Annotated in this window: 6 protein-coding genes; 5 read left to right on the forward strand and 1 reads right to left on the reverse strand. The window is 37.5% G+C overall.

Going from position 1 to position 12043, the window contains the following annotated elements; genetic code table 11:
• The first annotated feature begins 107 nt into the window (after positions 1 to 107).
• The 3 genes from STRINF_RS06670 (at position 108) to STRINF_RS06680 (ending at position 8247) form a co-directional block, all read left to right on the forward strand.
• Complete coding sequence (locus STRINF_RS06670; protein ID WP_006532306.1) at positions 108 to 1538, forward strand: NADP-dependent glyceraldehyde-3-phosphate dehydrogenase; 1431 nt, start codon at positions 108 to 110, stop codon at positions 1536 to 1538.
• 185 nt (positions 1539 to 1723) lie between these two features.
• On the forward strand, positions 1724 to 3367 hold the full coding sequence (locus STRINF_RS06675; RefSeq protein ID WP_006532307.1) for a phosphoenolpyruvate carboxykinase (ATP): 1644 nt from the start codon (positions 1724 to 1726) through the stop codon (positions 3365 to 3367).
• 305 nt (positions 3368 to 3672) lie between these two features.
• A complete protein-coding gene (locus STRINF_RS06680; RefSeq protein WP_006532308.1) occupies positions 3673 to 8247 on the forward strand; it encodes a S8 family serine peptidase in 4575 nt (1524 codons plus the stop codon).
• A 40-nt stretch (positions 8248 to 8287) separates the two neighbouring features.
• On the opposite strand, the gene STRINF_RS06685 is transcribed toward STRINF_RS06680, so the two are convergent.
• Positions 8288 to 9373, reverse strand: coding sequence for a DEAD/DEAH box helicase (locus STRINF_RS06685; RefSeq protein WP_006532309.1), 1086 nt, complete (start codon positions 9371 to 9373; stop codon positions 8288 to 8290).
• 155 nt (positions 9374 to 9528) lie between these two features.
• On the opposite strand from STRINF_RS06685, the gene udk reads away from it, so the two are divergent.
• Both udk and STRINF_RS06695 read left to right on the forward strand, forming a co-directional pair.
• Positions 9529 to 10161 carry a uridine kinase gene (gene udk, locus STRINF_RS06690; RefSeq protein WP_006532310.1) on the forward strand — a complete coding sequence of 211 codons (633 nt, stop codon included), beginning with the start codon at positions 9529 to 9531 and terminating at the stop codon, positions 10159 to 10161.
• A gap of 308 nt (positions 10162 to 10469) precedes the next feature.
• On the forward strand, positions 10470 to 12035 hold the full coding sequence (locus tag STRINF_RS06695) for a 2-isopropylmalate synthase (protein ID WP_006532311.1): 1566 nt from the start codon (positions 10470 to 10472) through the stop codon (positions 12033 to 12035).
• Positions 12036 to 12043: the final 8 nt, after the last annotated feature.

Below are 12043 nucleotides of genomic sequence, written 5' to 3' on the forward strand. Positions count from 1 at the left end.
ACCGCAAAGTTTTTGTCTAAATTTTCAGAATTTTTTCGTGTTAAAATATTAGAAAAAGACTAAAAAAGTGATAAAATGGAGTTATAACATTTAAAAGGAGATATCGCTTGACTAAACAATATAAAAATTACGTCAACGGTGAGTGGAAACTTTCTAAAGAAGAAATCAAAATTTACGCTCCCGCAACTGGTGAAGAACTTGGTTCTGTTCCTGCAATGAGCCAAGAAGAAGTTGACTATGTTTATGCATCAGCTAAAGCTGCTCAAAAAGCATGGCGTGCACTTTCATATGTAGAACGTGCTGAATACCTTCACAAAGTAGCTGATATTTTGATGCGTGATGCTGAAAAAATCGGTGCTGTTCTTTCTAAAGAAATCGCTAAAGGTTACAAATCAGCTGTCGGTGAAGTTATTCGTACTGCTGAAATCATTAACTATGCTGCTGAAGAAGGCGTTCGTCTTGAAGGTGAAGTTCTTGAAGGTGGTAGTTTTGATCCAGCAAGCAAGAAAAAAATCGCTATCGTTCGTCGCGAACCAGTAGGTTTGGTGCTTGCTATTTCGCCATTTAACTACCCAATCAACCTTGCAGGTTCTAAGATCGCTCCTGCCCTTATTTCAGGGAATGTTGTTGCCCTTAAACCACCTACGCAAGGTTCTATCTCAGGTCTTCTTTTGGCTGAAGCATTTGCTGAAGCTGGACTACCTGCAGGTGTCTTCAATACAATCACAGGACGTGGTTCAGTTATTGGTGACTACATTGTAGAACATGAAGCTGTTAACTACATCAACTTTACAGGCTCTACACCAGTTGGTGAACACATTGGTCACTTGGCTGGTATGCGTCCAATCATGCTTGAACTTGGTGGTAAAGACTCAGCTATCATCCTTGAAGATGCTGATATTGACTTGGCTGCTAAAAACATCGTTGCTGGTGCTTATGGATACTCAGGACAACGTTGTACAGCTGTAAAACGTGTTCTTGTTATGGATAGCATTGCTGACAAATTAGTTGAAAAAGTTTCTGCACTTGTTAACAACTTGACTGTTGGTATGCCAGAAGATAACGCTGATATCACTCCACTTATTGATACAAAAGCAGCTGATTACGTTGAAGGTCTTATCAAAGATGCTCAAGAAAAAGGTGCTAAAGAAGTTATCTCATTCAAACGTGAAGGTAACCTTATCAGCCCAGTATTGTTTGATAATGTAACAACTGACATGCGCTTGGCTTGGGAAGAACCATTTGGTCCAGTCCTTCCATTTATCCGTGTAAACTCAGTTGAAGAAGCTATCGAAATCTCAAATAAATCTGAATACGGTCTTCAAGCTTCTGTATTTACAAACAACTTCCCATTGGCATTCAAGATTGCTGAACAACTTGAAGTGGGTTCTGTTCACATTAACAACAAAACACAACGTGGTACAGATAACTTCCCATTCCTTGGTGCTAAAAAATCTGGTGCTGGAACACAAGGTGTGAAATATTCAATTGAAGCTATGACAACTGTCAAATCTACCGTATTTGATATTGCCGAATAATAGATAAAAGGTTAGAACATTGTTCTAGCCTTTTTGTTTTTTTCAGAAATAGAAGTAAGGAAAGTTGTTTTTTTTTGTATAATTTTTAGAAATTATTTCTTTTTTCTAATATTTTAACACTTTTAATTGTGAAAACGCATACTTTTTTGGTAGAATGAAATTAACCATACAATAGGAGGTAGAAAATGGTAACACGTAATCAATTTTCAACTTTAGAAATGCGCAAATCAAGTCCGTATTTTTCTGCATTAAAAACTATTGTCGAAACAGTATTTTATGAAAACCAGGTTCACCCAATTAAAACCTTAGAAGAGGCATATCAACTGGCTTCAAATGCTGCAGGTACAGTGATTTTAGACATGCCTGTCATTCATACTAAGGAATTGGGACTGCCTTCCTATGCTCGTGTGTTGTTAACAAATTCTGGTGCAGTCGTTGGACGAACAGCTAAAGCACGTCGAATTTTTGGTCAAGACGAAGATGAAGATGAACGTTTGCTATCCATCGTTAGAAGTGCAGTTTATCAAGCGCATCGTCGTCAATTTTACAAAGCTGATGCTATTGTAGGGTTAGATGAAAAATTCATGGTACATGCACATTTGATGGTACCTGAAGAAGAAATTAACAATCTCTATTCATGGTTATTGAATTTCCAAATTTTGGATGAAGAGTTCAAAAATCGCTTGAAAATCTCTAAATCTTACGATGAAGATGATATTTTTGTTTTCTTTGATCCTAAATGGTCTCATCCAGCTTATCCAGATGGTCTAGTTTATTTTGATACTAACCATAACTGTGTTGCTATTTTGGGACTTAATTACTTTGGTGAGTTGAAAAAAGCTACCTTGACACTTGCTTGGGGGACAGCGGCCCGTAATCGCTACGTTTCTTGCCATGGTGGCTTGAAGATTTTCCAAGGTAAGGAAGATGGCAATGACTATGTAGCATCATTCTTTGGTTTGTCTGGTTCAGGAAAATCTACCTTGACCCATGCTAAGCATAATGGTAAGTATGATATCAAAGTTTTGCATGATGATGCTTTTGTTATTTCAGAAAAAGATGGTTCATCTATTGCGTTGGAACCTTCATATTTTGATAAAACTAATGATTATCCAACAGGACACCCAGAACAAGATTTCTTTGTAACAGTACAAAATTGTGGGGTTACTTTGGATGAAAATGGTCGTAAGAAATTGATGACAGAAGACATTCGAAACGGTAATGGTCGAACGGTTAAATCTCGTTTTGCGACACCAAATCGTGTTGACCATATCGAAGAGCCGATTAATGCCATTTTTTGGATTATGAAAGACGATTCTCTACCTCCATTGATTAAGGTTAATGACCCTCTAATGGCAGCTACGATGGGATGTACCTTGATGACAAAACGGTCAAGTGCTGAAAATATTGAAGGAAATAAACAAACACTTGTCATCGAACCATTTGCCAACCCATTTAGGGTTTATCCACTCGTTGAAGATTATCAAAAATTCCGTTCACTATTTGAAGGAGATGTTGATTGTTACATCATCAATACTGGTACTTACATGGGACAAAGTATTCCGAAAGAAGTTTCTTTAGGTATTATTGAAAAGTTAGTTGATGGTGATGCTGAGTTTAAATATTTTGGACCAATCGAAGGTTTCCAATATTTGGATTTGGCAGAATACCCTGTTCATCATTTTGACAGCAAGTATAAACAACTCATCCGTTCACGTATGCAGTTCCGTTTGAATTATTTGCTTTCATTCAACCAAAACAACCCAAAACTTGCTTTGCCAGTAGAAGCCATTTCACGTTTGGAACGAGTGATTAACAATCTAAAATAAGGTCTTACTCTTACAAAACTATTTATTCGATGAAAAAGTATCCCTAGCGGATACTTTTTTGATGTTTTTAAATAAAAATACAATTTTTGTATCATAATTATAAATAAGGTAATCACCAGTATTTATCACATTGTTTGTCAATAAATCTGACTATAAAAGTTTTAAATATATACCTATGACTATAAAATATGGAAAAAAACAAAAGAATTTTCAGAAAATGATTGATTTTTTAATAAACTTGTGTTTTAATATCTTTTATATTGACAAGCCGTCAATATGAAATAACCATTTTTGGAGGTTTATTTATGGGTAAAAAAGAACGTTTCTCGTTGAGAAAGTACAAGGTCGGATTGGTTTCTGTTTTGATTGGAGCAGTATTTTTAGCGGGGCATGTAGCAGCAGATGAGGTTAATTCTGCGCTACAAGTTAATCAGGTGGGAATAGAGCAAGCTGTTCAAGTAGTTGATAGCAGTCAGGCGGTAGATGAAACTCAAGTTGAGCTTGCTATAGAACAAACATCAGAAGTTTCGTCTCAGACTGTTAATCAAGATGGTCTCAATTTGTCTGATAATCAAGAAGCAAGTCTTCCGACAGAAAACGAAGTGACTGACAACACTCAAGATAAAATCAGTACTGTCAGCAATGAAACATTTGACTCGACACCACAGCAAGAAGCAAGTCAAGCTAAACAACCAGAAACTCCACAAAGTATTGATACAGATGAGCAAATCAAGGTTCCAGAGGTTTGGGAGAGCGGCTATAAAGGTCAAGGAACTGTTGTAGCAATCATTGATTCAGGTTTGGATGTTGATCATGATGTTTTGCACATCACAGATCCATCAAAAGCAAAATACAAAAGTCAAGAGGAAATGGATGCGGCTAAGGCTGCTGCAGGCATTACTTACGGAAAATGGTTTAATGACAAGGTTATTTTCGGTTATAACTACGTTGATGGAAATACCAATTTGAAAGAGGGAATTGAAGATTCTCATGGTATGCACGTTACAGGGATTGCAGCTGGTAACCCAACTCAAAAAGCTGGAGATGAGTATATCTATGGTGTGGCACCAGAAGCTCAAGTTATTTTCTTGCGAGTTTTTTCAGATTTGAAAAAGACAACTGGTCCGGCATTGTATGTTAGAGCAATCGAAGATGCTGTTAAGCTTGGAGCTGATTCTATTAATCTAAGCCTCGGTAGTACCACGGGTTCAACAGCTAATATTGAGGAGAGCCTGCTTGAGGCTATTGAAGCAGCCCAACGAGCAGGTGTAACGGTTGTTATTTCAGCAGGGAACAATGGGGCATTTGGTGATAATCAAAAACCTTTTGCTGAAAATATTGATTATGGCTTAGTTGGCAATCCTTCAACGGCAAAAGGAGCCATTTCTGTTGCGTCTTACAATAGCGATTATACCAGAGGTCAAGCCATTACATTTGTTGGAATGGAGAATAATGCGGACTTAAACTACGGAAGATGCCCATTTTCTGACCCAAATAAAAGTGAAAAGAAATTTGAAATTGGTAGAGATTATGACTATGTCTACGTAGGTACAGGTACAGCAGAAGAAGTGCAAGGGGTTGATTTAACAGGAAAAATTGCTCTTATTAAGCGTGGTGGCTCAACTTTTTCTGAAAAAATTGCTAACGCCATTGCTCAAGGAGCTGAAGGTGTTGTTATTTATAATAACGACCCTCAAGGAGCAAATATCAGCATGTCTCTTGATGATTCAGCCATTGCTATTCCAGCCGTATTTATTCCGTATAAATTTGGTAATGCTCTTGCAAACGGTAATTATAAAATTCGTTTCAGTGGTAATCTTGAAAAATTTGATAATATCGAAGCTGGGCATTTTTCAAGCTTTAGTAGCTGGGGATTGACGAGTGATGGTGAGTTAAAACCTGATGTTTCAGCACCCGGAGGAAGCATTTATTCATCGTTTAATGATGGTCAATACGGTTTGATGAGTGGTACAAGTATGGCTGCTCCTCACGTAACAGGTGTTGTAGCTTTGGTTAAGCAGTACCTCAAGGAAAAATATCCAGAAAAATCAGATGCCGAAATAGCTTACTTGGTAAAAGCTTTGATTATGAGCAATGCTAAGGCGCATTATGATGAACAAGCAGGTGAATTTAGTTCGCCACGCCAACAAGGAGCAGGGCTAGTTGATACAGCATCAGCTATTAGTTCTGGTTTATATCTGACAAGTGATGACGGTTACGGCAGTATCACTCTAGGAAATGTTGGAGATACTTTTAATTTTGATGTAACTATTCATAACATTAGCGACCAAGATAAGACATTAACCTATGAAACAAATCTTCAAACAGATGCTGTCGAGGATGGTAAGATTACTTTATCACCACGACACTTGGCAAGTATCGCTGGTAGAACCATTACTGTGAAGGCTAATAGTTCTGAGAAAGTAATGATTACTGTTGATGCACGTCAGTTTGCTGAGCTATTAACAAAAGAAATGCCAAATGGTTATTATCTTGAAGGTTTTGTTCGTTTCTTGGATTCGGTTGATTTTGCTGAAGTTGTCAGCCTTCCGTTTGTTGGATTTAGAGGTGATTTCCAAAATCTAGCTGTTGTAGAAGATTCTGTCTACAAATTGGTGTCTGATGGTAAAGAAGGTTTTTATCTAGAAATTGATGGTGACCATATTGTTTCTGGTTCTGATGATACGACAGCCTTGCTAACAAATTCGACTGATAGTTCAAGACAAATCGTTCTTGGTACTTATGCCAATAATGCTGGAGACTTTGTCTTGCACTTGGATGAAAATGGCACAACGCGACTTGCTATCTCACCAAATAATGACGGTAAGCAAGATTTCGTAGCTTTCAAAGGTGTCTTTTTAAGAAATTATACTGATGCTAGCGCTGCGGTGTATGCAGCAGATGATGTCAATTTTGAGCATCCTTTATGGCAAAGTGAGACTTTTTCTGGAGTTAAAAATTATAAGAGCGAAAGAGGTTCAACAGCTCTTTCATCAACGATTTGGTATGGTGATAATCTGGACGGTAAGGACTTGTCAGATGGTTCATACAAGTATGTCTTGACTTACTATCCAACCGTTATTGGTGCACAAGCTCAACATTTAGCATTTGATATTATTGTCGATCGTAAAAATCCAGTTATCACAACTGCAACTTATGATGCAGCTAGCCAAAACTTTAATCCTAGAAAAGCTTTAGATGATGGTTCAGGCGTTTTACGTGGACGTGTTTATTATATCGATGACCATTACACCCCTGTTTTTCTTGAACAAAATCCAGATGGCTCGTTTACTTTGCCGCTTGCTGCTGCTTCGTTAGAAGATTTTTACTATGTGGTAGAAGATTTTGCTGGCAATACGGAAACGGCTAAAGTTAGTGATTTGGTCAATGTCGGGAATGAAAGTGGGCGTGTTACAATCAACCTTCTTGATGGTCAGACAAATGTTGCAAGTTATGTTGATTATACGTTTATTGTCAAAGACCATGATGGTAATGTTATCACTGATTTGAAGTATTACGGCAATGATTTATCTACGGTTAATTTGCCATTTGGTGATTATACTGTAGAACTTGCACTTTATGATACAGATGCTGCCGAATTAGCTGGTCCAACTAGCCAAATTATTAAGCTTTCAGATGCGGATAGTTACAAAACAGTGAATTTCTATGTTCATATGCGTAATCAGGCAGCATTGGTACTTGATTTTGATAAGGAACTTCCAAAAGGTACAACAGTTTCTATTTCAAATAAAAATGGCAAACTGACAGTTATTCCAGCAGCAAGATATGCTAAGAAAGATTATGGTAAAAACGTATATGTTGGAGGCTACATATTAGAATTGCCACTTCCAGTTGGTTATGAGCTTTATGAGGATCCACATTTCACAGTTGTTTATGGAAAACAAAATCATATTGCTTTTAGTATTATTGATAAAACTGCTTTGATTGCGGAAACACAAGCAATAAATGGTATTGAAAATGAAGCGCGTTATTATAATGCTTCACTAGAAAAACTCTTAGCTTATCGAGATGCATTGACAAGCGCGCAAGCCATTTTGTCAGGAAAATACACACAAGTTGAAGTTGATGCAGCACTTCAAACATTACAAGATGCTATTGAAGCTTTAGATGGCAAAACGACAGACTTTAAGGCATTGACTGAAGAAGATAGTCAGTTTCAAGCAGAACAAGAAGACCCAGCTTATTACAATGCTGGAGTCGCAGCACGTACCACTTATGACACTCAGCACCGTAAAGCGAACTTAGTGCTTGCAAAAGGTTCAGTAACCCAAGAAGAAGTTGATGTGACATTGAAAAAATTGAAATCTACGCGTGAAGCTCTTGATGGAAAAGCAACAGATTTCCGAGCACTTTCAAATCTTTCACACAAATCAAAAGTCTTGAAAGTCACATCAGCTAAATATAAAAATGCAAGTGAACCAGCAAAAACAGCCTATAATCAAGCTTTAGTCGAAGCGCAATCTGTTTTGAGCAACTCAGAAGCAACTCAAGGTGAGGTCGATGCTGCCTTAGCTAACCTAAAAGCGGCAGAAGCAGAGCTTGATGGAAAAGAAAAGCAAACCACATCTACTCAAACTGAGCTTAATGATTTCATTCCAAAAGAGGTTATTAAGAGTGAAACACCACCACAATCGATGAGAACTCAAAGTGCCAGTGAGAAAGGAGGAGAGGTAGTAGCACTAGGGGTGAATAAACGAGGTTTAGCAGAAAAATCTGCTTCGGCACTTAAACAATCCAAAGAGACTGCTTATCTTCCTACGACATCTAGTCAATCAGAATCATTCTTAGTTTCATTAGGATTTATAATCTTAGCAGGTGTTTCTCTTATCTGGAAAAATCGAAAACACGTACAAGAATAAAAAATAATGCATAGCCTAGATGGCTATGCATTTTTAGATATTATTTTTTCAAATGAAGTTCTTGTTTTTTAAGATAAACTTCTGAGACATCAGCGAATTTTTTAAGTTTTTTCAAGTCTTCTTTGTGGCTAACAAATGTGATAACAACACCTAATTTTCCCATACGTCCTGTACGGCCAGCACGGTGTGTGTAGGTTTCCTTATCACGAGCAACTTCAAAATTGATGACATATTCAAGATTGTCAATATCGATACCGCGTGCTACCAAATCTGTTCCCAGAAGAAGTGAAATATCATGATTCTTGAATTTTTCAAGGATGACTTTACGGAATTTTACGTTGATATCTGAGGCTAAAGAAACAGCAGAAGCACGGTTGAACTGTAAGCGTTCCTCAGCTGCACCGAGGTCTGAAAGACTATTGAAGAAGACGAGACCACGAAAATCAGGAATGTTTGCGAATTTACGAAGCAATTCAACACGGTCACGCTTGTCAACTAAAATGTAGTAGTGAGTAATCTGGTCAAGTTTTTGGTCAGAAAGATCTATAGTAATCGTATTTTCAGCTAAAACTTCAGGATCAACTTTATCTGTTGCGCTCATGTAAATCATTTGGTGGTCGCGCGGAACACGGTGAATGATATTTTCAACAAAGTGATATTGTGAATCGCTAAGCAATTCGTCAAATTCGTCTAAGATGATTGTGTCAACGTTCATCATTTTGATTTTTTTATGTTTAACGAGTTCAAAGACACGACCTGGTGTTCCGACAAGAATTTCAGGAGCTTTTTTCAAACGTTCGATTTGACGTTTTTGGCTTGAGCCAGAAATAAAGAGTTGTGTAGACAGGTTTAATGGCTCAGCCCATGTTTTTGTAACTTCAAAAATTTGCCCAGCCAACTCGGTATTTGGAGCTAAGATAAGCAATTGCTGAGATTTTTTAGGCTTTAATTTTAGAAGTGCGGGAAAGAGATAAGCTAGGGTTTTACCTGTACCTGTCGGGCTAATACCAAGAAGGTTATCTCCTTGTGAAATAGGTTCAAATACCTTTTTTTGAATGTCTGTCAGCTCTGAAAAGCTAAGTGATTTTAGCTGTTCTTGCCAAACTTGTGGAAATTGTGAAATCATAGGTTTCCTTTTCTATTCTATCTAGTCTTTACTTCATTATAACATAGAAAAAGCTAACTTTTTTTATTTTAAGGGCAAGTAAGGGATTTCAATGTTTGAAAATTTTAAAAAAAGTAGTAGAATAGATAGGAAATATTTTTTATTTGGAGTAATAAATGCGTAAAAAACCTATTATTATTGGTGTGACTGGTGGTTCTGGAGGCGGAAAAACCAGCGTTTCTAAAGCAATTTTGGCAAATTTCCAAGATCAAAAAATTGCAATGATTCAACATGATTCTTACTACAAAGATCAAAGCCATTTGACTTTTGAAGAGCGTGTTTCAACTAACTATGACCACCCACTTGCTTTTGATACCGATTTGATGATTGAACACATCAATGAATTGATTGCAGGTCGCCCAGTAGATATTCCAATTTACGACTACACACTACACACTCGTAGTGAAAAAACATATCGTCAAGAACCTCAAGATGTTATCATCGTTGAAGGTATCTTGGTTCTTGAAGACAAACGTCTTCGTGATTTGATGGATATTAAACTTTTTGTTGATACTGATGACGATATCCGTATCATCCGTCGTATTAAACGTGATATGGAAGAACGTGGACGTAGCCTTGATAGTGTTATCGAACAATACGCATCAGTGGTTAAACCAATGTTCCATCAATTCATCGAACCAACAAAACGTTATGCAGACATCATCATCCCAGAAGGTGCTTCAAACGTTGTCGCGATTGACCTTATCAACACTAAAATTGCTGCAATTTTGAAAGAAAATGAAGAATAAGTGAAGGGCTGGAAAATCCAGCTCTTTTTACTTTCAGTAATTATTTTCAGAAAATTTGTTTTATTTAGATTATTCTGTTGACTTTTACCTTAGAAAGGGGTATTATGTTAAAAAACGAAAAACATCGAAGGGAAAATAAGTCAATGACATTCGCAACAATGACAGTCTTGCTATTGCGTAATGAGGGCTAGTGCAGCATAAGCATTAGTCCTGTTTGGCTTACCAAGCGGGATAAAAACATCTCGCTTGACCGTGAGATGTTTTTATTTTTATCTTATTGTTTTTGCTAGAATTAGAAAGAGGTTACTATGCGTAAAGTTGAATTTCTTGATACCACTCTTCGTGATGGCGAACAAACGCCAGGGGTGAATTTTTCAGTTAAAGAAAAAGTTGCGATTGCTAAGCAACTTGAAAAATGGGGCATTGCATCAATTGAGGCTGGATTCCCAGCTGCCAGCCCAGATTCTTTTGAAGCTGTTCGCCAAATTGCTGAAGCTATGACAACAACAGCGGTGTCAGGATTGGCTCGTTCAGTCAAAGCCGATATCGATGCTTGCTATGAAGCTTTGAAAGATGCTGAATACCCGCAATGTCACGTCTTCATCGCGACAAGTCCAATTCACCGTGAATCCAAACTGAAAAAGACAAAAGAAGAGATTCTTGATATTATCAAAGAACATGTAACTTATGCGCGTAGTAAATTTGATGTGGTAGAATTTTCTCCAGAAGATGCTACTAGAACGGAACTTGATTATCTTCTTCAAGTGGTTCAAACAGCGGTAGATGCTGGCGCAACTTACATTAATATTCCTGATACTGTTGGGTTTACAACGCCTGAAGAGTTTGGGCATATTTTCAAATACCTTATTGAAAATGTAACATCTGACCGTGAAATTATCTTTAGTCCGCATTGTCACGATGACCTTGGAATGGCGACAGCTAACACACTTGCTGCCATTAAAAATGGTGCAGGACGTATTGAAGGTACGGTCAATGGTATCGGTGAACGCGCAGGTAACGTTGCCCTTGAAGAAGTTGCAGTAGCTCTTAATATCCGTGAAGATTACTATCAAGCAACGTCAGATATTGTTCTTAACGAAACGGTCAATACCTCAGAATTGATTTCTCGCTTCTCAGGTATTCCAATTCCTAAAAATAAAGCAGTTGTTGGTGGAAATGCCTTCTCACACGAATCAGGGATTCACCAAGATGGTGTGCTTAAAAATCCACTTACTTATGAAATCATTACACCAGAGCTTGTTGGGGTTAAGCACAACTCACTTCCTCTTGGAAAACTTTCAGGTCGACATGCTTTTGTTGAAAAATTAAAAGAACTTGAAATTGCGTTTGAAGAGGCTGAAATTAAACCACTCTTTGGTAAATTCAAAAAGTTGGCTGATAAGAAAACAGAAATTACAGATGCTGATATCCGTGCTTTGGTTGCTGGAACAGAAATCGAAAATCCAGAAGGTTTCCATTTTGGTGATTTGAAATTTACGTCTAATCCAGACGAAACGGTTACTGCTGAGGTGACAATGATTAATGCTGAGGACGAAGAAGTCGATGTAACAGCTGATGGTAAAGGCTCAGTTGAGGCTGTTTATAATGCCGTTGATAAATTCTTCAACCAAAAAGTTCGTCTACTAAGCTACACAATGGATGCAGTGACAGATGGTATTGATTCTCAAGCGCGCGTATCCGTTTCAGTCGAAAATGATGATACAGGTACTATTTTTAACGCCTCAGGTATTGATTTTGATGTTCTTAAAGCTGGTGCCATTGCTTATGTGAATGCTAATGCTTTGGTTCAAAAGGAAAATGCGGGAGAAATTGGCAAAGCTGTTTCATTCCGTGATGTTCCAACAAATGATTAAGAAAGGAT

Source organism: Streptococcus infantarius subsp. infantarius ATCC BAA-102, from assembly GCF_000154985.1.
Lineage (GTDB): Bacteria > Bacillota > Bacilli > Lactobacillales > Streptococcaceae > Streptococcus > Streptococcus infantarius.

Bases quoted from the DNA above. Each gene is read 5' to 3' on its own strand.
- STRINF_RS06695 (WP_006532311.1), top strand. From the start codon at position 10,470: ATGCGTAAAGTTGAATTTCTTGATACCACTCTTCGTGATGGCGAACAA.
- STRINF_RS06675 (WP_006532307.1), top strand. From the start codon at position 1,724: ATGGTAACACGTAATCAATTTTCAACTTTAGAAATGCGCAAATCAAGT.
- STRINF_RS06680 (WP_006532308.1), top strand. From the start codon at position 3,673: ATGGGTAAAAAAGAACGTTTCTCGTTGAGAAAGTACAAGGTCGGATTG.
- udk (WP_006532310.1), top strand. From the start codon at position 9,529: ATGCGTAAAAAACCTATTATTATTGGTGTGACTGGTGGTTCTGGAGGC.
- STRINF_RS06685 (WP_006532309.1), bottom strand. From the start codon at position 9,373: ATGATTTCACAATTTCCACAAGTTTGGCAAGAACAGCTAAAATCACTT.